The organism is Pseudomonas sp. TMW22091, from assembly GCF_022496705.1.
GTDB classification, from domain to species: Bacteria; Pseudomonadota; Gammaproteobacteria; order Pseudomonadales; family Pseudomonadaceae; genus Aquipseudomonas; species Aquipseudomonas saxonica.
Genome location: NZ_SCFI01000012.1, coordinates 80,741 through 103,716 on the forward strand (window position 1 = coordinate 80,741; position 22,976 = coordinate 103,716).

The window sequence follows — 22,976 nt, forward strand, 5'->3', positions numbered from 1 at the left end:
TCACTCAAGAGTTGTAAAAATCAGCTTCCGGCTGGCTGGACAGGGCGGTTTAAGTTGTTTTGGGCGGGGCCGGTATCTGTCGCCGGTACCCCGCAATCAGCTGTTGGCTGCCCTGGTTATTGCAGCAGGCAAGTGGTTCACCTTCCTCGCCGAATAACCTGCTTGTTTTCAGGCTGCGTGCTAACCGTTGTATCGGTGCATTTCCAGCTTCCACCCGCAGCCGCCACTTCGCCAATCACCAAAATCGCCGGGCTTTTCAGTTCAAAGGCCAACGCATCTTCGTACATTGAGGTCAGTGTGCTGCGTAACTCCCGTTGATGTGGCAACGAAGCATTTTCGATCATCGCCACTGGCGTGCGGCTGTCCAAACCACCGGTCATCAAACTGCTACGGATATCTTCAAGCTTGGCCACACCCATATACACCACCAGCGTTGTGCCACTGCGTGCCAGAGCGGACCAATTGAGGCTGCTGTCGTCCTGGGTATGGGCGGTAATCAAGGTAACGCCTCGGGCGACACCACGCAGGGTAAGCGGAATGCCGCAGTTGGTAGCGCCCGCCAAACCGGCGGTGATGCCGTTGACCAGTTCCACTTCAATACCGCGGACGCCGAGCCATTCGGCTTCTTCGCTGCCACGTCCAAAAATACATGGATCGCCACCTTTTAGGCGTACCACGCATTTCCCTTGGCGGGCGTAGCGCAGCATCAATCGGTGGATAAAATCCTGCGGTGTGGAGCGGCAGCCGCCGCGTTTGCCCACGGGCACTATTCGCGCGTTGGGACAGTGCTCAAGCACGGCTGGATTGACTAGATCGTCGATCATCACCACATCGGCGGCGTGCAAGGCGCGCACAGCTTTAAGGGTCAACAATTCCGGATCACCGGGACCGGCACCAACCAACCAGACTTTTGCGCTCATGGGGTATTCCTTATCAGGGCAATTGGACGTTGTTTATCGTCATGCGTGCAGTAGCCAAATCAGCATCAGCATATTCACCAGCAGCGAACCCAACGCCAGCCCACGCCATACCTTCAGAGGCTCGCGCTCCAAGAGGGGTTTTGGCCGGGGGGTGGGTTGGTGTTCGCCTTGTTGCAAGGCCAGTAGCCATTCTTCAGCAGTTTCATAGCGCTGTAGCGGGTTGCTGGTCAGGGCTTTATCGAGGTTGTGCACCAACCATTCAGGCAGGTCAGGGCGATAGCGATTGGCGGGTATCGGCTGGGCAAACCGTGGGCGCTGGAAGGCCTCGATTTCGCCATAGGGATAGTGGCCAGTCAGCAAGAAATACAACGTCACGCCGGCGCTATACAGATCTTGTACCGCACTGGGTGCGCTGCCTGCATAAGCTTCCGGAGCGATAAAACTGGGTGTACCAGGCAGCTCCCCCGGAACATGATTTGAGAGGCCTGGGCAATAGGCCAAACCGAAGTCCAGCACCCGCAATTCACCATCACTGCTGAGCAGCAGGTTCTGCGGTTTGATATCCCGATGCAGGATGTTGCGTCGGTGCAGCATGCCCAGCGCCCGTAACAAGCGCGGGGCGATTTCCAGCCATAGGTTGAGGCTGAAGTGACCGTGCAACTGGTAATGCTCAGCCAAGGTGATGCCTGGATGTTCGCGCATCAAGTAATACAGGTGCTGACGCTGGCTGGCGTGGTGAACTTCGGGAAAGTTACGTCCGGCAACCCGGCGCAGGAACCATTCTTCCTGCAATAAGGCTTGCCCGGCGGTGCTGTCATTTTCGCAGTGGGTTGCCAGCGTTTTTAGTAGCCAGGGTTGCTGCTGGGTATCGCGTACCCGATACAGCAGTGATTGGCGGCTGTGACCTAACAGCGCCTCCACCTCCCAGCCTTCAAAGAGTTGCCCAGGCTTTAGCGTTGGTGGCAGTGGCCATTGCTCGATTTGGCCAAGGGCCTCGCCCAGGCTAGTTTCACCCAGGTCATCAATCCGTACCAACAAGGCGCTGGCATTGTCCTGACTGCCGGCCTGGTGAGCGGCGTAAACCAACGCTTGGCACGCGGCCTGCAGTTGGCTTTCATCACGCAGAATACCGGCAATTGAGGCGTCACTGAGGGTTGCCCACACGCCATCGCTGACCAGTAGAAAACTCTCGCCCTGACGCAATTCGCCATCCAGGTAATCCACGACTAAATGCTGTTCCAGCCCCATGGCGCGCTTGAGTACGTGCTGCATGCCCGGCTGGTCCCACACATGATCTTCGCTGATGCGCTGTAGCTGCCCGGCGAACCAGCGATATACCCGGCAATCGCCTATGTGGGCGAGGGTGAAACGCCGTCCACGCAGCACTAAAGCGCTGAGGGTGGTGAGCAACGGCTGCCCGCCACCGTTGGCATGTAGCCAACGGTTTTGCGCCAGCAGCAAACGGTCCAGAGATTGCGCCACACCCCAGGTTTGCGGGGTGGCGTAGTAGTCGTGGGCCAGGGCCTGCAAGCTCGAACGAGCAGCCAGGCCGCCGTCGGCGCACTGGCTGACGCCATCGGCAAGGGCAAACAAAAACCCCTTGCTGGCGGCTAGCGTCGGCGCCGGAGTGACCAGGCGCGTGGCGTCCTGGTTCTGCGCGCGCGGCCCGCGGGCGCTGCTTTGGGCGTAGCTCAGTTGCAAGGCCATGGCGACTGAATCAGACGCGCGCAGCGGTGAAAGCGGCCGAACCCCAAGTGGTTCTCCAGCGGCTCTTCACGCCGTGCAGACCAAACCAGGCAATCACGCCAAGGCTGGCAAACAACCACAGGCCGATCTGATAGTCGCCGGTGTTTTGCTTGATGGCACCCAACCCTGCCGCCAACAAGAAGCCGCCGATGCCACCGGCCATGCCGATCAAACCAGTCATGACACCAATCTCGTTACGAAAGCGCTGTGGCACCAGTTGAAATACCGCACCGTTACCGGCACCCAGGCCCAGCATGGCGCTCACAAACAAGGCCAACGCCGCGACTGAACTGGACAGATGGAAGCCCACTGCCGCGATGCAAATGGCCGCCAGGGCATACATGCCCAGCAGGGTGCGAATACCCCCAAAGCGGTCTGCAAACGCGCCGCCTAATGGGCGCATCAGGCTCCCACCCAGCACACAGGCGGCTGTGTAGTAGCCGGCGGTGACCGGGTTGAGGTCGTACTGGTCGTGGAAGTAGCCAGGCAGGGCGCTGGCCAGGCCGATAAAGCCGCCAAAGGTAACGCTGTAGAAAAACATAAACCACCAGCTATCGCGGTCACTCAGAGCCTTGAAGTAGTCGGCCATGGATTTGGCTTTGCTGCGGTTGGGCGCATTGCGCGCTAGCAGGGTAAAAACGATAAGGCACAGCACCAGAGGGATCAGTGCCAAACCAAACACATTGGTCCAACCAATCGCGGCCGCCAGGATCGGCGCAGCCAGGGCGGCAATTACGGTGCCGGAGTTGCCTGCCCCCGCAATGCCCATGGCCTTGCCTTGGTGCTCGGCGGGGTACCACTGTGAAGCCAGGGGCAGGGCTACGGCGAAGGAGGCGCCGGCCATGCCGAGGAACAGGCCCAGCAGCAACACTTGTTCATAACTGTGAACGCCCCACTGCCAAGCCACCAGCAGTGCACTGATCACAATGATCTGGCCAAAAATACCGGCGGTTTTAGGCGACAGTTGGTCCGCCAGCATTCCCATCAAAAACCGCAGCAACGCACCGGCCAGAATCGGCGTGGCCACCATAAAACCGCGCTGTTGTGTGGTCAGTTGCAAGTCGGTGGCAATCTGCACAGCCATCGGACCGAGCAGGTACCACACCATAAAACTCAGGTCGAAATACAAAAAGGCGGCAAACAGCGTGGGGGTGTGGCCTGCTTTCCAGAAACTGTTCGTATTCATTTCCAGCACCTCATCTGCAATAGAGTCAACGAAGGTTGTAAGGCGGTTGGTCGTTAAGTACGGCCACTCCACCGGCCTGTTTCCGAGGCCAAAAACGCAAAAACGCCGCAGTCCCCATTTCGCTTTCGCGATGGGAAGTGCGACGTCTTTGTCGTGGCGGGGTAACCGTCGTTGGCTACCTGCAGTAATACCTGAGCACTATGTGTGCCAGTTTCCTGCTGCTTGGCTTGCGCGGCTCAAGAGCGGGGTGTTCACTGTGGTGTTAGCGGGTTGGTCAGTCGATTGGAGGCTTGGCCTAACCCTCTATGGTGCAACCGTGCTGCTTTGTGGAGCGTTAAGCGCACGCACTTCAGCCCAATAACTCATTCATGGCAATAATCTGCTCGGCCACCTGGATCAGTTTCTGTTGTTTGCTCATGGCCTGACGGCGCATCAGCGTATAGGCCTGCTCTTCGTTGCAGTCTTTCATTTTCATCAGCATGCCTTTGGCCAACTCCACCCGCTTGCGCTCGGCAAGCTGCTGATCGCGGGCCTGCAATTGCGAGCGCAGCACCTGGTCGCTTTCGAAGCGCGCCATGGCCACATCCATGATCGGCTGCAGACGCTGGGCATGAATGCCTTCGACTATATAGGCGCTAACCCCAGACTTGATCGCCTGACGCATCACGCCGGGGTCATGCTCGTCGGTAAACATGACGATGGGATGGGGCTGGTCGCGGGTCACCAGCACCACCTGTTCCATCACATCGCGGCTGGGGGACTCGGTGTCGATCAGCACGACATCCGGACGCACTGCTTCCACTCGCGCGGGCAGGTCGATGGTCAGACCGGATTCGTCGATGACTTCAAATCCCGCCTCGCTCAAGGCAGCGCGCAGGCGTCCGACTTTTTTCGAGGTGTCATTGATTAGCAGGATACGCAGCATGGTGGCCAGCTCCTGTCAGTAATCATTAAGGGCATGCAGGGCAAAACTGCGTGCGTAAGCTGCAGGGTCGGAGCCATCCCACACACAACCATCGAGCAAACGACTGCTGCGCATGGGCGTGCCCGGTAGTTGAATATCCAGGGCACTGGCTGCCGCGCCATACAGTTCAAGCTGTTGCACCTGCTGCGCTACTGCCAGGTAATCTGGGTCTTCGCGCAGCAGACCCCAGCGACGGAATTGGGTGATAAACCACATGCCATCTGAGAGGTAGGGGAAGTTCGCCGCACCCTTGTTGTGGAACCGCAGGGCATGCTCGTCTTGCCAGCGGTTACCGAGGCCATCGCTGTAATCTCCCAGCAGGCGTGGTTCGATACTGGCCAGCGGCGCATCCAGATACTCAGTGCTGCTAAGCAATTTCGCAGTGCTGAGGCGATTCTCGCGGCTTTCTTCAATAAAGCGGCTAGCTTCCAGTATTGCCATTACCAGGACGCGAGCTGTATTGGGATTTTGCTCTACAAATTCACGGGTGCAGGCCAGCACCTTCTCCGGGTGGTCAGGCCAAATGCTCTGGCTGGTGGCCAGGGTAAAGCCCTGGGCCTGGTCCACAGCATTTGCGCACCACGGCTCACCCACGCAAAAACCATCAATACGCCCTGCTTCCAGGTGCGCGAGCATTTGCGGGGGCGGTACTACAACGCTGTTCACATCCTGCAGTGGGTGAATGCCCTGGCTGGCCAGCCAATAATAAAGCCACATGGCGTGGGTGCCGGTGGGGAAGGTCTGAGCGAAGGTGAGTTTTGTCCCACTTTGGTGCACTCGTTGTTTCAGTGCACTGGTGCTGGTCACCCCGGCGTCTTTTAGCGGCTGCGACAGGTTGATACTTTGGCCGTTCTGATTGAGCCCCATCAATACCGCCATATCGGTAGCGGCGGCGCCGCTAATGCCCAGCTGAATGGCGTAAATCATGCCGTACAGGCTATGGGCAACATCCAGCTCACCGCTCAGCAGTTTGTCGCTGATTCCCGCCCAGGACGTTTGACGTTGCAGGTTCAGGGTCAGCCCGTAAGGCTGTGCAAAGCCCTGAGTGGCGGCGACTACCAGCGAGGCGCAGTCGCTGAGGGGCATATAGCCGATATTCAGCACATTCTTTTCCAGGGCATCGCTGCCCGCCACCCAAGCCAGAGGGTGCAAAAGCAGTCCATCGCTCATACGGTTGTTCCTGAAAACGTTAGATCAAAAAAAACGCCGTACCTTCCGCGCTATAGAAGCCGGTCGAGCACGACGCCATTGTCAGTGCGGGCCGCCCTTGTCTTGCCAGACGACCTTTGTGGCAAAGGATAGCAATTGGTGTGCCGGGTTCTGCAAAAGAGCATGAGTGTTGCGGCAAAGCCCCTCCCGCAGTTGACTGCGTTCATTTGCCGGGCTTGGGCTGCGCTCACTTTTGCCTCAGGCCGCCACTGCCAACCACCTCAATAAACATCGCGCAAATAGCGTCGGTCTTTACTCATACCACTGACATACAAGGTCGCGGCGCCGCTGCTCATTTTGCCGTGGGTTTGCACGATTTTTTTCAGCGCGGCATCGACATCTTTGGCCATGCGGCTGGCATCGCCACACACGCATACGTAAGCGCCCTGTTCCAACCAGCTCCATAGCAGAGCACCTTCTTCAAGCATGCGTTGTTGTACGTAGATTTTCTCCGCCTGATCGCGGGAGAAGGCGGTGTCCATGCGGCTGAGCAGACCGCTGCGTTGCCAGGCGCGCAGTTCTTCACGGTAGTAAAAGTCGCTACGGGCCCGTTGCTCACCGAAGAAAAGCCAGTTTTTACCGCCGCCCTGAGCTTCACGTTCTTGCAGAAAGGCGCGGAAGGGGGCTATGCCGGTGCCGGGGCCGATCATGATCAGTGGCACTTGCGGGTCATTAGGCGGACGGAAGTGCGTCGATCGATGCAGGAAGATTCGTGCACCTTGTTGCCCTGCGCGATCAGCGAGGAAGGTAGAGCACACACCGCCACGCTGCTGTTTGTTGTGCAGGTAACGTACGGTGGATACCGTGATATGCACTTCATCCGGGCATACTTTTGGGCTCGATGAGATGGAGTACAGCCGTGGTTGCAGGGGCTTGAGCAGGTTGAGCAGTTCGGTAACGCTGAGGGGGACGGGGAACTCCAGCAGCAAATCGAGCAGCTGCCGGCCCCACAGCCAATCCTTGAGCCGGGCCGGGCTTTCACCCAGCAGCAACTCTTTGAGCAATGGGCTGGCGGAACGCTCGCTGACCCATTGCAGTTGCTGCGGGGAGATGCGGGCGATTTCCAGATGCGCTTCCAGGGCTTGGCGCAAGGACATGGCGGGCTGGTCTTTAAGTTCGACGCTGCAATCGCCATCCAGCTTCAGAGCAGCCAACAGTGCATTGACCTGTTCAGGGCAGTTGCTCGGCCACACGCCCAAGGCATCGCCGGCCTGATAGGGGAAGTCGTGGCCACGCAGGTCGAAGGCGATATGGCGGGTTTCTTTTTCTGCACCTTTGCAATTAAGGATGCGGTTATCCAACTGTTGGGTCAGCAAAGGGTTTTGGCGGTCGTAGCAGCTGCTTTCCACTCGTGCGGGGCGCAAGGTGGACGGCATTTCCACCGCCGCGGTGGTGCTGGTGGGCAAGGAGGCGCAAACGCGACTAAGCCAGCTGTCCGCCGCTTCCTGATAGTCCGGCTCGCACTCTTGGCGTGGTTGCAAACGTTCGCCACCGAGGGCGGCTAAACGTTCATCGAGCTTGCGACCAAAGCCGCAGAACTGGTCGTAGCTGGAGTCCCCCAGGGCCAGCACGCTGAAGCGGCTATTGGCCAAGGCCTGAGCGTCTGCGCTTTCGAGGCTGCTCCAGAAATTGCTGGCATTGTCCGGTGGGTCGCCATCGCCGAAAGTGCTCGTGACCAACAGAACACCAGAGCTGGTACGCAGGTCGTCCAATTGCGCACTGTCCATGGGCAGCAGACGCGCGCGCTGGCCATTGTTGCGCAGACGCTGCGCGCAGGTTTGGGCCAAAGTCTCGCTATTGCCGGTTTGCGAAGCCCAGAGCACTAGCCATTGCTGGCCAGTGATTTCGGCCAGGGCAGGGTTAACCAACTGGCCCGATTGGGCAGGCATCTCATGGCTGCTATCTGAACGGGCAAACAACCCTGCCAACATACCGTCCAACATCAGGCGTTTGCTGGTCGGTAATGGCGCGCTGGCTGGCAACGTCGGCACGCCGCTCGCTCGCCCTTTGGCACTGCGCAGCCCCAGTAAGTAGCCCTGCATATACAGCTGTTCATTGGCCTCAAGCTGCAGCTGCGCCGGTGTGTCGAGGTTGAGCAAGCGAGCCAGGGCGTTAATCTGCATCGGGTGCAGCTCCTCGGAATCTGTGGTGTCTACACAGGCCTCAACCAGCTCGCTAGCTGAAACTGTCGGGGCGGGTTGAGGGGTGACGACTTGCAGGCTGACAGCGCAGAACTTGAATGCGGGCTGCAGAGAAACGGGGTCCACGGCATTGCTGGTCAGGGCGTTGATGGCGAGCTCTTCGCCAAACACATCATTCCAATGAAAGGGCGCAAAGCAGTTGCCTGGGCGCACGCGGTCGGTGATCACTGCTGGCAGTTTGGCCACGCCACGACGGGAGCGAATGGCCACACGGATACCTTCTGAAATGCCCAGGCGTGCTGCGTCGCTGGGGTGAACTTCCACAAAAGGTCCCGGGTTCAGTTTGTTCAGGGTCGGCACCTTTCCAGTCTTGGTCAGCGTGTGCCATTGGTGCTGCAAGCGGCCAGTGTTAAGCACCAGAGGGAAGTCATGGTCGGGCAGCTCCGCGGGCAGTAGATGGGGGCGGGCAAAGAATTGCGCCTTGCCGCTATCGGTTGCGAATACCAGTGCCGGTTGGCTGCCGTCGGCATTCAGGCTCAGTGTTTGGCTGGTGTCGTTATTCAAGTAGCGCAAAGGGTTGCGCGTCGCCCCTTGATAGTCGGCAATGGGCCATTGCAGCGGTTGTTCGCGAAGACGTGCATAGCTGGCGCCACGAATGTCATAACCGGTTTTCGGGTTCCAACAGCGTTTGATTTCTTCGAAAACCTCGGTGGCGCTTTCATAGCTGAAGGCCTCGCAGTAACCCATGGCGCAGGCGACGCGGGCGATAATTTGCCAATCGGCCAAGGTGTCACCCGGTGGCAATACAGCTTGCTGCATGAGTGTGAGGTTGCGTTCGGAGTTAATCATCACACCTTCGGCTTCGGCCCATAAGGCACCAGGCAATAGGATGTCGGCGTAGCGGTTGGTTTCCGTGTCCAAATAAGCGTCCTGGCTTATCACCAGTTCGGCCTTTTGCAGCGCGGCGATCACTGTCTGGCGGTTCGGCACGCTGGCCACCGGGTTGGTGCAAATAATCCAGCAGGCTTTGATATCGCCAGCGGCCATGGCGTCAAACATAGCCAAGGTGCCGTCACCCCCTTCGCTGCGCAGGCTGCCAGGCGGTATGGCCCACAACTTTTCGATAAAAGCGCGATCTTGCGGCACCAAGGCTGAGCGTTGTCCTGGTAGACCGGGCCCCATATAGCCCATCTCGCGGCCGCCCATGGCATTGGGTTGGCCGGTGAGCGAGAACGGCCCGCTGCCGGAGCGACAGATGGCGCCGGTGGCCAGGTGCAGATTGCACAGGGCATTGGTGTGCCAGGTACCTTGCACGCTTTGGTTGAGGCCCATGGTCCAACAGCTCATCCAGTTTTCTGCTTCGCCAATCCACTGTGCGGTTTGACGAATATCGACTTCCTCGAGGCCGGTGATGGTGGCGACTTTCTCGGGTGTGTAATCCTCCAGAAAGCTCGGCATCACTTCCCAGCCTTCAGTAAAGGCCGCAATAAATGCGGGGTCGGTGTGGCCATTTATCACCAGCAGATGGAGCAAGCCATTGAGCAGCGCCAAGTCGGTGCCGGGGGCGATTTGCAGGTACAGATTGGCTTTGTCCGCAGTGGCGGTGCGCCGCGGGTCGATAACGATCAACTTGGCCCCGGCTTTCATCCGGTCCAGCATGCGTAGAAAAAGGATAGGGTGACAGTCGGCCATATTGGCGCCGATCACAACAAACACATCGGCATGTTCAAAGTCGCTGTAAGAGCCGGGCGGACCGTCGGCACCCAGTGACTGTTTATAGCCGCTGCCGGCGCTGGCCATGCACAGCCGAGAATTCGATTCAATATGGCTGCTGCGGATAAAACCCTTGGTCAGCTTGTTGGCCAGGTACTGCGCCTCCAACGACATTTGACCGCTGACATACAGGGCAACGGCGTCTGGCCCGTGCTCATCAATAATGCCGCGCAAGCGGCTGGCAGTGGCGTTGATGGCCTGATCAATGCTCACCCGAGCCGGGTCGCGATTGCGCTCCTGGCGCATAAAGGCATGCTCCATGCGCCCTGCATTGGCCACGGTCTGGTTGCACGTACTGCCCTTCGTGCACAGGCGACCAAAGTTGCTTGGGTGTTGTTTGTCTCCGGATACTTTGACGATGAGGTTGTCTTGCACCTGCATCACAATTCCGCAGCCAACCCCACAGTAAGGACACACGCTGCGCACGGTTTTACCGGTGCTGTTATCCGCCATCTTGCTACCTCGCCAGGGATCTCATGAAGACTCAGAAACGTAAAAAGGCGCCATGCTGCTCCTCGTCTTTCAACGGGAGTTGCACGGCGCCTTTGTCGTGTGTCTTTGCCTGAATGATTGAGCCATCGTCGTTGATAGCCTGTGCTTATGCTTAGCAATGGCTGGGCCAACACGTGTCGGCGCGACTGCGGTGCTTTGTGGGATGTGCTTCAGCTGCGAGGTTTTGCTAGTTAGACCCCCTTACGTAAAGGCCTTACACCGTACTTTTTTCCGTGAATGTCGCCTTGTCTTGGGGCGCCAGATAAAAATCCGCACTGTTTTGGAACTGTAATGAGGGCTCGTCAATGTCGCTGTAATGCGGTTACCCCCTTCAATGTCGGACTCTGCAAGCCAGTATTTAATTTCTGGCACAGCCACTGCATATACCTAAACAGCTCACTGCGACTGCGCACGTGAGACGCCCCGTCGATCAATGGCGATCGTGTTGGCCAACACAGGCCCGGGTGACAATGACTGCGACAGGCTCAAGGGCCGGCGGCACGAACAGGCAAAGGCGCCTGGAACCTTTTGGTTCCAGGCGTTTTTTTTGCCTTCGAAAAAATGGAGCGGCTTTGGCGGGTGCACTTATGAACAGTAAATGGGCGACTGATATTCAACAACTGGTGGTTATTGGCAACGGTATGGTTGGCCATCACTTCGTGGAGCAACTGGTGGAACGCGGTGCTCTCGGCCGCTTTCAGATTCATGTGTTTAGCGAAGAGCCGCTGCGTGCTTATGACCGCGTGCATCTGTCCGAATACTTCGGCGGCCGTGATGCCGAATCTCTCGCCCTCGGCGAAGCAGCGCTGTACCAGACTCCAGGCGTAACCCTTCATTTGGGCGTACCTGTGCTGGAAATCGACCGTGCACGCCGTGAGGTGATCACCGCCAATGGCTGCGTGCCTTACGACCAGTTGGTCATGGCCACTGGCTCCTTCCCCTTTGTGCCGCCGATTGAAGGTGCTGTCGGCGATTCACGCTTGGTCTATCGCACCCTGGGCGATCTTGACACTATCCAGGCTGCGGCAAAAAATGCGCGCCGCGGCGTGGTGGTAGGTGGGGGATTGCTCGGGCTGGAAGCGGCCAATGCCCTCAAGTGCCTGGGGCTCGAAGCCCATGTGGTGGAGTTCGCATCGCGCCTGATGCCTGTGCAGCTGGATGACCATGGTGGCCAGGCGCTGAAGGCCCGTATCGAAGCATTGGGGGTGAGCGTGCATGTGTCTCGTGGCACCCAGTCAATCACCCCCGGCAGCGAGTATCGCTACCGTATGAACTTCGCCAATGACGAATTTCTGGAAACCGATCTGATCGTCTTCTCCGCCGGTATCCGCCCGCAAGACGCGCTGGCCCGGCAGTGTGAGTTGGAACTGGGTGCGCGCGGCGGTATCGCCATCGACAGCCAGTGCCGCAGCAGTGACGCGAACATCTACGCCATTGGTGAATGCGCAGCGTGGAATGGCAGCATCTTTGGTTTGGTAGCGCCGGGTTATCAAATGGCTCGCAGCGTCGCCGCGCAATTATGCGGTGAAGAGGCAGAGCCGTTTATCGGCACCGATATGTCCACGAAACTAAAACTACTCGGCGTGGATGTCGGCTCCATCGGTGACGCACATGGCGCTATCGCTGGCTCGCGCAGCTACCGCTTTATCGACGAAGCCTGCGGCAGTTACCGTCGATTGGTGGTCTCTGCCGATGGCAAACAAGCCCTTGGCGCGATGTTAGTGGGCGACAACAGCTACTACGACACGCTGCTCCAGTACGTGCAAAACGGCCTCGCACTGCCAAACGATCCGTCGTCGCTGATTCTGCCTTTGAGTGACGCTGCTCCAGCTGTTGGCGTGGACGCGCTGCCTGCCACCGCCACCGTGTGCTCTTGCCATAACGTGAACAAGGGCGCGATCTGCTGCGCCATCGATGCTGGTTGCAGTGACCTCGCTGGCATCAAGGCACAGACTAAAGCGGGCACCGGTTGCGGTGGTTGTGCGGGCTTGCTCAAACAAGTTTTCGAACATGAACTGACTGCCCGTGGTGTCAGCGTCGACAAGAGCTTGTGCGAGCATTTCGCTTATACCCGCCAAGATCTGTATTCCTTGGTACGAGTGGAAGGCATCGAGTCCTTTGACGAATTGCTGGCCCGCCACGGTAAAGGTCACCTGGGCTGCGTTATCTGCAAACCGGTCGTGGGCTCTATCCTTGCCTCATGCTGGAACCGGCAGATTCAAGAACCATGGCTGGTGCCGCTGCAAGACACTAACGACAGCTTTATGGCCAATATGCAGAAGAACGGCACCTACTCGGTGGTGCCGCGTATTCCTGCAGGAGAGATCACCCCGGACGGTCTCATCGCCATTGGCGCGGTAGCGAAGAAATACAACCTCTACACCAAGATCACCGGGGGCCAGCGCATCGACCTTTTTGGTGCGCAACTGCACGAATTGCCCGATATCTGGAGCGAACTGATCGTAGCCGGTTTCGAAACCGGCCACGCTTATGGTAAGTCGACTCGCACGGTGAAATCCTGCGTGGGCAGTACGTGGTGCCGTTACGGTGTACAGGACAGCGTGAAAATGGCGCTATTGCTCGAGGACCGCTACAAGGGCCTGCGCTCGCCGCACAAGCTCAAGTTCGCCGTCTCCGGATGCGCCCGTGAGTGCGCCGAGGCTCAGAGCAAAGACGTTGGCGTCATCGCTACCGAAAAGGGCTGGAACCTCTACATCAGCGGCAACGGCGGCATGCGGCCACGGCACGCCGATCTGTTCGCTACTGACCTTGATAGCGAAACCCTAATCCGTTACATCGACCGCTTCCTGATGCTCTACATCCGCACCGCCGACAAACTGCAGCGCACTTCGGTATGGCGCGAAAGCCTGGAAGGAGGGTTGGATTACCTGAAAGCGGTAATCATCGACGATAGTTTGGGTTTAGGCGCCGAACTGGAGGCGCAGATGCAGTTGGTAGTCGATCGTTTCGAGTGCGAATGGGCAAACACCTTGCAGGACCCGGAAAAACTCAAACGTTTCCGCACCTTCGTCAACGACAAGGCAGGCGACCCGGACATTAACTTCGTCAAAGAACGCGGCCAAATTCGCCCGATCAGCGTCGAAGAACTCAACCTTATTCCTGTAGAGGAGATGATCTGATGAGCAGCCTAACCATGAACCAACAACTCTGGCGTCGAGCCTGCGGGTATGGCGATTTGGTCGCAAATTCCGGTGTGGTGTCGCTCGTTGATGGGGTGCAGGTAGCGCTGTTCTATCTGCCCGCGCAAGAGGCTGGCAAACAGCTGTATGCCTTGGAAAATCGCGACCCTGTGTCTGGAGCGAACGTGATAGGGAGGGGGATTGTCGGCTGTTTGGCGGGGCAGTTGGTGATCGCTTCGCCACTGTATAAGCAGCACTACCGGCTGGGTGATGGCAGCTGTTTGGAGTTTCCTGAGCAGCCACTGCGCAGTTGGCCGGTCAGGATGGTGGGGGATTTGGTAGAGATTGATTTGGGGTGAGGTAACGTGGTGTCTCGTAGGTAAGGCCAAAGCCACCGGCGCTGACGGTGGCAGACATCACGCTGAGAAATGCCATTTTGGCCAAAATGTCTGCCGTGCTGAAAGGTAGATCGATCAAGGCGATAGGCGCACAGGTTGCATGAGCGCCTGGATCTGCGTGTGGGAATCAGATCACGCCGCACGCCACACGGTCGCCACCACCGCCCAACGGCTTGGGCATATCCGAATGGTTATCACCACCGGCATGGATCATCAGCGCGTGGCCTTTGATCTCTGAGAGGTTCTTGAGCCGCGGAGCTAGCACCGGGTAGGTCGCCATGCCGTCGGCGGTGACGTACACCGCCGGTAAATCACCCAGGTGCCCGTCAGCATACGGCCCAAGATGCTTGCCGGTTTTCTGCGGATCGAAATGCCCACCGGCCGCTAGCGCAGCACCTTTGACGCCATCCTTCACGCCTGGTTCGCAACTGCCGTTTTCGTGCACATGGAAACCATGCACTCCCACCGGCAGTGATTTTAGATTCGGCGTGAACAGCAGGCCATAGGGGGTTTCACTGATCGTTATCGAGCCGATGGCTTGAGGCGCACCGTCGGCGCTCACCAGATTCATGGGTACATCTTGAGTTGCCGCGTGGGCCGTACCCGCTACGAGGGTACCGATCAAACCAAACCACAGAGAGCGTTTCATAGTCGATTCCTGAATTGTATGAGCGATTTGTGAGAGGCGAACACTTGGGCTGTAAGCAATTAACTACTGATGAAGTGGCTCGTGACGACACACGATGACTCGTCAGCCTAAACATGAGAGTAGGTGGGCATTCAGAAGTTTTATATGAATGACGACCATTTGTTACGAGAGGCTTTAACGGCAGGTATCGCTGTACGCGTTTGACAAAAACCAAGGGGAGCGGGGTGGTCCAGCGGATTAAAGGCCAACGTTCATTTTTTTGCTTGAACCGAACCTTGGTTTTGCGCCAATAAAATGTCGATCAAGGTACGGGTCACCTTCGGTAGTGCCTGTAAATCGCGCACCAGCACACTTCGCTCCCGTACGCGCCAGGGCTCGTCGAGCTCGATGACTGACAGGCCCATGGTTTGTTGATGTCGGCGTGCCGAAGACTCAGGAAGGATGGCCAGGCCTACACCCGCTTCAACCATCCGGCACATCGCTTCGAAACTGTAGACCTTGATGCGCATGTTCAGCGTATTGCCGTGCAGGGCTACCTGTTCACTCAAAAACCGCAGCAGGGTGGTGCCTTCGTGCAGGCCTATGTGCGGATAAGCCAGGGTTTCTGCCAGCTTGATCGATTTGCGCCGGGCCAGGGGATGATCGAGGGGCGTCACCAGTACCAGCTGGTCGGTACTGAAGTGTATGACCTGCAAGCTGTCGGCCTCGACCGGGCCGGCAATGATGCCCATGTCTGTAGAACCATCCATCACGCCACGCACGATGTCGCGACTCAATCGCTCCTGCAGGTCAACGGTCACCCCCGGACGCTCGGCGAGAAAACCGGCGAGGATTTCGGGCAAGAACTCAGTGGCCGCCGTGGTGTTGGCAAAGATCCTGATATGCCCTGAGGACTCGGTGCCGTACTCGGTGAACTCGCTTTTCATGTAGTCCACCTGGCGCATGATCACGCGCGCATGGTGCAAAAACAGTTCGCCCGCAGGCGTGAGCTCAACGCCCCGGCTGTCCCGGTAGAGCAGGCGGCTGGTGAGGTTTTCTTCAAGGCTTTTGATGCGGGCACTGGCCGCAGCCGGGGAAATGAATGCCTTGCGTGCACCCTGGGTCATGCTGGGGGATTCGGCAATATGGATAAACAGGCGCAGGTCGACGAGATCAAAGTGCATGGCTGATTTTCCTTGAGCATGAATGCAGCTGCAGAATTCCAGCGTTAACCAAAACCGAACGCCCCCTTACCGAAACGCAGATTCACAGATCGCTATGCTTTTGGCAATCATGTCCAAAATAACAAGCCACGGGGCAATCACCGATGAGCGATAACGCACTCTCCGCCTGGGTCGGGCGCGCTGAAGAAATCCATGATCACCTGAGCCTGAACCTGGTCACCCGCATAGCGGCCACTCTGGGTGAGCAAGCGCCCCAGGCCGGTGAACCCTTGCCGGCGCTGTGGCAGTGGTGTTTCTTCCAGCCCGCGGTGCAAGGCAGCGGTTTGGGCGGCGATGGTCATCCTGCCCGCGGAGGCTTTCTGCCACCTGCCGACAACCGCAACCGCATGTGGGCCGGCGGCCGTATCGAGTTCCACACGCCGCTCAAGGTGGACGCTCAAGCCACGCGGGTTTCGACCATTACCGATGTTCAGCAAAAGCACGGCAAGACCGGCTCACTGTTGTTTGTCACCGTCCAGCATGACTACCTGCAGGACGGGCTATTGGCGATTCGCGAAGAACAGGACATCGTTTACCGCGAACCCACCCCTCCCAAGCTCGCAAGCGGCGACCCATTGCCCGAGGGCACCTGGCAGGAATCCGTCACGCCAACCCCCACTTTGTTGTTCCGCTACTCAGCCGTGACCTTCAATGGTCACCGCATCCATTACGACTGGCCCTACGCTACCGAAATCGAAGGCTACCCGGGGTTGGTGGTTCACGGCCCACTTATGGCCACGCTCAGTCTGCGCGCTTTCTGCCGAGCCAATCCTGCTGCACGCCTGCGGCGCTTCGCCTATCGCGGCGTTCGCCCGTTGATTGCGCCCCATCCCTTTGAGGTGAGCGGTCGTGTTGTGGCTGCGGGCAGGGCAGAGTTGTGGGTGGGCAATGCCGAGGGCGTGGCCCAGAAGGGCGAAGTGATCTTTGATTGAATAATGACAATAAGGATCTGCAATGAATCCGTATCTGAACGAAGACTACAACGCTATTCGCGAGGGTGTGCGCGCCCTGTGTGCCGAGTTCCCGGCGGAGTACTGGCGCAAGATTGACGAAGAAAAGGGCTTTCCCGAAGCGTTCGTTGGCGCCATGACAAAGGCTGGCTGGTTGTCGGCGATGATCCCCGAACAATACGGTGGCTCAGGCCTGGGTTTGGCAGAGGCTTCGGTGATCCTGGAAGAGGTCAACCACTGCGGCGGGAACTCCGGCACCGTGCATGGCCAGATGTACAACATGTTTACCTTGCTGCGCCACGGCAGTGAAGAGCAGAAAAACTACTACCTGCCCAAGCTTGCCAGCGGCGAGCTGCGCCTGCAGTCCATGGGCGTGACCGAGCCATCCACCGGTACCGACACCACCAAAATCAAGACCACTGCAGTGCGTCAGGGCGATGAGTACGTGATCAACGGCCAGAAGGTCTGGATCTCTCGGGTTCAGCACTCGGACCTGATGATCCTGCTGGCTCGCACTACACCCTTGGCGGAGGTGGAGAAAAAAGTCGATGGCATGTCGATCTTTCTGGTCGACTTGCGCCAAGCCATCGGTAATGGTCTGACCGTGCAGCCCATTGCCAACATGGTCAATCACGAAACCAACGAGCTGTTTTTCGACAACCTGAAAATCCCAGCCAGCAGCTTGATCGGTCAAGAGGGCAAGGGCTTTCGCTACATACTCGATGGGCTCAATGCCGAACGTACGCTGATCGCCGCCGAGTGCATTGGTGACGGCCGCTGGTTCAATGAGAAGTCCGCACAGTACGCCCGCGAGCGGGTGGTGTTCGGTCGCCCGATCGGACAGAACCAGGGTGTGCAGTTCCCGATTGCCGAAGCCCACATCGAGCTTGAAGCCGCCGATTTGATGCGCTGGCGTGCCTGCGAGGAGTACGACAGCGGGCGCAGCGCTGGCGCAGCGGCCAACATGGCCAAGTACCTGGCGGCTAAAGCCAGCTGGGAAGCGGCCAATGCGTGCCTGCAGACCCACGGCGGTTTCGGTTTTGCCAATGAGTACGATGTCGAGCGCAAGTTCCGCGAGACCCGTCTGTACCAGGTAGCGCCTATCTCCACCAACCTGATCCTGTCATACGTGGCCGAGCACCTGCTCGAACTGCCGCGTTCATTCTAGGTATTCATCCGGATTCACATCCGATGCCTTAACGGAGATTGCACATGCAGATCAGCCATCTCGACCATCTGGTACTGACGGTGCGCGATATACCCAAAAGTCTGGACTTCTACAGCCGTGTGCTGGGCATGCAGCCGGTAGTGTTTGGTCAGGGGCGCCATGCCCTGTCGTTCGGCCAGCAGAAAATCAACTTGCACCAGGCAGGCGCCGAGTTCGAACCCAAGGCGACGCATCCGCTGCCGGGGTCAGCCGACCTGTGTTTCATCGTCAACGACCGACTGGACGACGTAATCGAGCACTTGCAAGCGCATGAGGTGAGCATTCTGGAAGGTCCGGTCGTGCGTACGGGTGCCCGAGGACCGATCCGCTCGATCTACCTGCTTGATCCGGACCTCAATTTGATCGAACTCTCGAATTCCATGGAGACCGCTTCATGAGCCAGCACACTCAAGCGCTCACTGAGTTTTTGGCCAGCCTGCACTTCGAGCAGTTGCCTGAAGCCGTTATCAGCCGTACTGAAGATCTGTTTCTTGACTGGTTGGGCTCGGCTCTGGCCAGCCAGGGTTCACATCCGATCCCGTTGTTCGAGCGCTATGCGGCAATGATGGGCCCGGCCAGTGGCCCGGCCGCAATCCTGGTCAGCGGCAAGACCAGCTCCGCGTATTTCGCTGCGCTGGTTAACGGTGCCAGCTCGCACCTGGTGGAGCAAGACGACCTGCACAACAGCTCCGTGCTGCATCCGGCGACGGTAGTCTTTCCGGCGGTTCTGGCCGCTGCCCAGGACCTGGGTAAGTCCGGCCGCGAACTGATCGTTGCGGCAGTGGCCGGTTACGAAGCCGGTATTCGTATAGGTGAGTTTCTCGGCCGTTCGCACTACCGCATCTTTCACACCACGGCCACGGTCGGCACCCTGGCAGCAGCCGTTGGCGTGGGCAAATTGATGGATTTCAATCAGGAGCAGTTCACCCATCTACTCGGCACTGCGGGCACCCAGGCGGCGGGCCTGTGGGAGTTTTTGCGCGATGCAGCCGACTCCAAACAGCTGCACACGGCCAAGGCGGCAGCGGACGGTCTGTTGGCCGCCTACCTGACCGCAGAAGGGCTGAGCGGCGCGAAAAACATTCTTGAGGGTGAGCAGGGCATGGCTGCCGGCATGTCCAGCGATGCCAACCCGGATTGCCTTTCTGACCGTCTGGGTAGCCGCTGGGCACTGATTGAAACTTCGTTCAAATTTCACGCCTCGTGCCGTCACACGCACCCGGCGGCGGATGCCCTGCTGGCGGTGATGCAGCGCGAGAACCTGCGGGCCGAAGACATTGCCAGCGTGATCACGCGGGTCCATCAGGGAGCCATCGACGTGTTGGGCCGCGTGCAGGAGCCACAGACGGTCCACCAGGCCAAGTTCTCCATGGGGACAGTGCTAGGTCTGATCGCCGTTTACGGCAAGGCCGGATTGCCCGAGTTCCATCAGCATGCGCTGACCGACTCGCGCATTGGCGACCTGCGCAACAAGGTGCACATGGTGCTCGACGAGCACGTCGACGCTGCCTATCCGCAGCGCTGGCTGGGCCGTGTTGAAGTGACCACGTTAAAGGGCCGGACGGTGTACGGCAGCATCGATGAACCCAAGGGCGACCCGGGCAATACCCTGAGCCGCGCCGAGCTTGAAGACAAGTTTCGCCGCCTGCTGGCGTTCTCGGGTGCTTGCAACGATGAGCAGGCGACCGGACTTATCGAGCTGGTCTGGCACTTGCGCCATTTGGACGATATGGGCGTGCTGACCGGCGTCGCAACTTCTGCGGGGGCAGCATCATGAACGACACCACAACCAAGAAACCCCGCCCACTGGACGGCATTACCGTTGTCAGCCTGGAGCACGCCATCGCGGCGCCGTTTTGCACCCGTCAACTGGCCGATCTGGGGGCGCGTGTGATCAAGATTGAACGCCCGGGCTCCGGTGACTTTGCTCGTGACTATGACGAGCGGGTCAATGGCCTGGCCTCGCACTTCGTCTGGACCAACCGTTCCAAGGAAAGCCTGACCCTGAACGTCAAACAGCCGGACGCGGGAGAGGTGCTCGACAAGCTGCTGGCCACGGCAGATGTTTTGGTGCAGAACCTAGCGCCGGGAGCCGCCCAGCGCATGGGGCTGTCTTTTGAAGCCCTGCATGAACGCTTCCCCAGGTTGATCGTCTGCGATATTTCTGGCTACGGGGAGGGTGGGCCTTACGAGCAGAAAAAGGCCTACGACCTGTTGATCCAGAGCGAAGGCGGCTTTTTATCCGTTACCGGCGGGCCGGGCGAAAACGACATGGCCAAAGCCGGCTGCTCGATTGCCGATATTGCGGCGGGTATGTACGCCTACACCGGTGTGCTCTCGGCACTGCTGTTGCGTGACAAGACCGGGGAGGGCAGCCGCATTGATGTGTCGATGCTGGAAAGCCTGGTGGAGTGGATGAACTACCCGATGTATTACGCCTATGACGGTGCCACCCCACCTCCGCGAGCCGGTGCCGCCCACGCCACAATCTACCCCTATGGGCCGTTTCCTGCGGGGGATGGTGGCACGGTGATGCTTGGCTTGCAGAACGAACGTGAATGGCAGCAGTTCTGCGACAAGGTGTTGCTACAGCCAGAATTGGCAGGCGATTTACGCTTTAATGCAAATGCGCGGCGTTCGCAAAACCGAGCTGAACTGCGGGCCATCATCGTTGAGGAATTTTCCCGCATGAGCGCCGATGAAGTCATCGCAAGGCTTGATGCGGCGTCGATTGCCAACGCCCATGTCAACGACATGGCAGGGGTTTGGGCACACCCGCAACTTCAGGCCCGTGACCGCTGGCGTGAGGTGGACAGTCCGGCCGGCAGGCTGCCAGCACTGCTGCCACCGGGTCGCAACGTCGCTTTTGAACCACGAATGGATGCCGTGCCGCACTTGGGCGAGCACACCGACAGCCTGCTTAATGAACTGGGCTACGGGGCAACGGACATCCAGCGTCTGCATCAACAAGGAGCGGTGTGAGGCTTGCGCCTCGCACCTCGGCACGGAGCACTTTCATGAACAAAACGACTATTCGTTCAGCGCTGTTTGTACCGGCCACCCGCCCCGAGCGGATTGCCAAGGCGCTGGAAAGCGGCGCCGATGCGGTCATCGTCGACCTTGAGGACGCCGTCGCAGAAAACCTCAAGGTCCAGGCACGGGCCAATCTTGATGCTTTTCTTGATGCCAATCCACAGGCTCGGGTGCTGGTGCGTGTCAATGCGCCGCAGCATGAGCAACAGGCGGCCGATCTGGACTTATGCCGTCGCCAGCCTGGTGTCGTGGCGGTCGTGCTGCCCAAGGCAGAAAGTGCAGCGCAGGTTGCGCTGGCTGCGGCATGCGCCAAACCCGTTTGGCCAATCATCGAAAGTGCCAGGGGCTTGCTTGAGTTACCGGCCATTGCCCGGGCAGCCGGAATCGAGCGATTGACTTTCGGTGCACTGGATCTTGGTCTGGACATGGGCTTGAGCAGCACCAGCGCCGCAGCGCAGCGAATTCTCGATCAGGCTCGCTACGCCATTTTGCTGCACAGCCGACTGGTAGAGCTGGCGCCGCCACTGGACAGCGTATTTGCAGATATCAAAAACATCGAAGGCATGACCCAAATGGCGGCCGATGCCAGGGATATGGGGTTTGGCGGCCTGCTGTGCATCCACCCCAGTCAGGTTGCGCTGATACACGACACTTACATGCCCGGTCATGAAGAGCTGGACCGGGCGCGACGGATTCTGTCTGCAGTTGAGTCGGCTAACGGGGTTTTCGTGGTTGACGGGCAGATGGTCGATGCTCCGGTGATCGAACATGCACGGCGAATATTAAGGCGGGCCGGTTCTGCGTCTGCCTGATTCAAGCACCACTAAAGCAATACCCGGCACTACCAAACTTATAACAACAAGAGGTATGTACCCATGTTCAAGCACACCCTCAAGGCGTTGGTCTGCGCACTTCCGTTATTCGCAGGTTTTGCGAGCGCGGCCGATCCCATCAGCATCAAGTTCGCCCACGTTGTCGCCGAACACACCCCCAAGGGCCAGGGCGCGCTGATGTTCAAAAAGCTGGCCGAGGAGCGCCTGCCAGGGCAGGTCAAGGTCGAGGTTTATCCAAACTCTTCGCTGTTCGGTGACGGCAAGGAAATGGAAGCGTTGTTGCTGGGAGACGTGCAACTGCTGGCGCCGTCGCTGGCCAAGTTCGAGCACTACTCCAAACCGATCCAGATCTTTGATCTGCCATTCCTGTTCGACGACATCGATGCGGTCGACCGTTTTCAGCAGAGCCCGCAAGGTCAGGCCTTGCTCAAGTCCATGGAAGGCAAGGGCCTTACCGGTCTTGGTTATTGGCACAACGGCATGAAACAGTTGTCTGCCAACAAGGCCCTGCATGAACCCAAGGATGCTCGCGGCCTGAAATTCCGGGTACAGGCATCTGCCGTGCTGGATGAGCAGTTCAAAGCCTTGCGCGCCGCGCCGCGCAAGATGAGCTTTGCCGAGGTCTATCAGGGTTTGCAGACCGGCGTGGTCAATGGCACCGAAAACACCTGGTCGAACTACGAGAGCCAGAATGTGTATGAAGTGCAGAAGTTCTTCACTGAGTCCAATCATGGCGCCATCGATTACATGGTGATCACCAACACCAAGTTCTGGAACAGCCTGCCGCCGGAGATCCGCACCACGCTGGATGAGGTCATGGCCGAAGTCACGGTGGAGGTAAACAAACAGGCCGAGAAGCTGAATCAGGCCTCCCGTCAGAAGATTGCCGATTCCGGCAATAGCGAAATCATCACCCTTACCCCTGAGCAGCGCGAGATGTGGCGTGAAGCCATGCGCCCGGTGTGGAAAAAGTTCGAAGGCGCCATTGGTTCTGATGTGATCCAGGCCGCCGAACAGGCCAACAAAAGTAGCTAAGGCCCCGACTGCTGTTGGCGACTCCGTGCGGGGTCGCCAACGGCTACGTTAACGGCAGCCCTGACTTCATCGGTCCCACACGTCGCTTAGCGACCGCT

Annotated in this window: 17 protein-coding genes; 9 read left to right on the forward strand and 8 right to left on the reverse strand. The window is 58.6% G+C overall.

The window, feature by feature from the left end; all coding sequences use genetic code 11:
• Window positions 1-137: 137 nt before the first annotated feature.
• The 6 genes from cobA to EQV93_RS19285 all read right to left on the reverse strand — a co-directional run bounded on the left by cobA (window position 138) and on the right by EQV93_RS19285 (window position 10,392).
• Window positions 138-920: a uroporphyrinogen-III C-methyltransferase gene (gene cobA, locus EQV93_RS19260; protein ID WP_122785981.1), complete on the reverse strand. Its 783-nt coding sequence runs from the start codon at window positions 918-920 to the stop codon at window positions 138-140.
• A 39-nt stretch (window positions 921-959) separates the two neighbouring features.
• Window positions 960-2,627 carry a bifunctional protein-serine/threonine kinase/phosphatase gene (locus tag EQV93_RS19265; RefSeq protein ID WP_122785982.1) on the reverse strand — a complete coding sequence of 556 codons (1,668 nt, stop codon included), beginning with the start codon at window positions 2,625-2,627 and terminating at the stop codon, window positions 960-962.
• A 10-nt stretch (window positions 2,628-2,637) separates the two neighbouring features.
• Window positions 2,638-3,852, reverse strand: coding sequence for a nitrate/nitrite transporter (locus tag EQV93_RS19270; protein WP_122785983.1), 1,215 nt, complete (start codon window positions 3,850-3,852; stop codon window positions 2,638-2,640).
• Between the two features lie 349 nt (window positions 3,853-4,201).
• On the reverse strand, window positions 4,202-4,777 hold the full coding sequence (locus tag EQV93_RS19275) for an ANTAR domain-containing response regulator (protein WP_122785984.1): 576 nt from the start codon (window positions 4,775-4,777) through the stop codon (window positions 4,202-4,204).
• A 15-nt stretch (window positions 4,778-4,792) separates the two neighbouring features.
• Complete coding sequence (locus EQV93_RS19280; protein ID WP_240892208.1) at window positions 4,793-5,986, reverse strand: CmpA/NrtA family ABC transporter substrate-binding protein; 1,194 nt, start codon at window positions 5,984-5,986, stop codon at window positions 4,793-4,795.
• 260 nt (window positions 5,987-6,246) lie between these two features.
• Window positions 6,247-10,392, reverse strand: a complete 4,146-nt coding sequence (locus EQV93_RS19285) for a bifunctional nitrate reductase/sulfite reductase flavoprotein subunit alpha (RefSeq protein ID WP_240892209.1) — start codon at window positions 10,390-10,392, stop codon at window positions 6,247-6,249.
• Window positions 10,393-11,018: 626 nt separating this feature from the next.
• On the opposite strand from EQV93_RS19285, the gene nirB reads away from it, so the two are divergent.
• Window positions 11,019-13,571: a nitrite reductase large subunit NirB gene (nirB, locus tag EQV93_RS19290; protein ID WP_240892210.1), complete on the forward strand. Its 2,553-nt coding sequence runs from the start codon at window positions 11,019-11,021 to the stop codon at window positions 13,569-13,571.
• Complete coding sequence (gene nirD, locus EQV93_RS19295) at window positions 13,571-13,930, forward strand: nitrite reductase small subunit NirD (protein ID WP_240892211.1); 360 nt, start codon at window positions 13,571-13,573, stop codon at window positions 13,928-13,930. Before nirB ends, nirD begins: the two co-directional genes overlap by 1 nt.
• A gap of 166 nt (window positions 13,931-14,096) precedes the next feature.
• On the opposite strand, the gene sodC is transcribed toward nirD, so the two are convergent.
• Window positions 14,097-14,618: a superoxide dismutase [Cu-Zn] SodC gene (gene sodC, locus EQV93_RS19300; RefSeq protein WP_240892212.1), complete on the reverse strand. Its 522-nt coding sequence runs from the start codon at window positions 14,616-14,618 to the stop codon at window positions 14,097-14,099.
• Window positions 14,619-14,869: 251 nt separating this feature from the next.
• Entirely contained in the window at window positions 14,870-15,781 is a 912-nt protein-coding gene (locus EQV93_RS19305) for a LysR family transcriptional regulator (RefSeq protein WP_146387498.1), read from the reverse strand.
• Window positions 15,782-15,924: 143 nt separating this feature from the next.
• Between EQV93_RS19305 and EQV93_RS19310 the strand changes: the two genes are divergently transcribed.
• The 7 genes from EQV93_RS19310 (at window position 15,925) to EQV93_RS19340 (ending at window position 22,878) form a co-directional block, all read left to right on the forward strand.
• A complete protein-coding gene (locus EQV93_RS19310; RefSeq protein ID WP_240892213.1) occupies window positions 15,925-16,752 on the forward strand; it encodes an FAS1-like dehydratase domain-containing protein in 828 nt (275 codons plus the stop codon).
• A gap of 22 nt (window positions 16,753-16,774) precedes the next feature.
• Window positions 16,775-17,938 carry an acyl-CoA dehydrogenase family protein gene (locus tag EQV93_RS19315; protein WP_240892214.1) on the forward strand — a complete coding sequence of 388 codons (1,164 nt, stop codon included), beginning with the start codon at window positions 16,775-16,777 and terminating at the stop codon, window positions 17,936-17,938.
• A 44-nt stretch (window positions 17,939-17,982) separates the two neighbouring features.
• Window positions 17,983-18,375, forward strand: a complete 393-nt coding sequence (locus tag EQV93_RS19320) for a VOC family protein (protein WP_240892215.1) — start codon at window positions 17,983-17,985, stop codon at window positions 18,373-18,375.
• Window positions 18,372-19,754 (forward strand): MmgE/PrpD family protein, encoded by a 1,383-nt coding sequence (locus EQV93_RS19325; RefSeq protein WP_240892216.1) that lies wholly within the window; start codon window positions 18,372-18,374, stop codon window positions 19,752-19,754. The genes EQV93_RS19320 and EQV93_RS19325 overlap by 4 nt, the downstream gene beginning before the upstream one ends.
• A complete protein-coding gene (locus EQV93_RS19330) occupies window positions 19,751-20,959 on the forward strand; it encodes a CaiB/BaiF CoA transferase family protein (protein WP_240892217.1) in 1,209 nt (402 codons plus the stop codon). Before EQV93_RS19325 ends, EQV93_RS19330 begins: the two co-directional genes overlap by 4 nt.
• Before the next feature lie 35 nt (window positions 20,960-20,994).
• Window positions 20,995-21,822, forward strand: coding sequence for an HpcH/HpaI aldolase/citrate lyase family protein (locus EQV93_RS19335; RefSeq protein WP_240892218.1), 828 nt, complete (start codon window positions 20,995-20,997; stop codon window positions 21,820-21,822).
• Between the two features lie 63 nt (window positions 21,823-21,885).
• Entirely contained in the window at window positions 21,886-22,878 is a 993-nt protein-coding gene (locus tag EQV93_RS19340; protein ID WP_240892219.1) for a TRAP transporter substrate-binding protein, read from the forward strand.
• The last annotated feature ends 98 nt before the right edge of the window (window positions 22,879-22,976 follow it).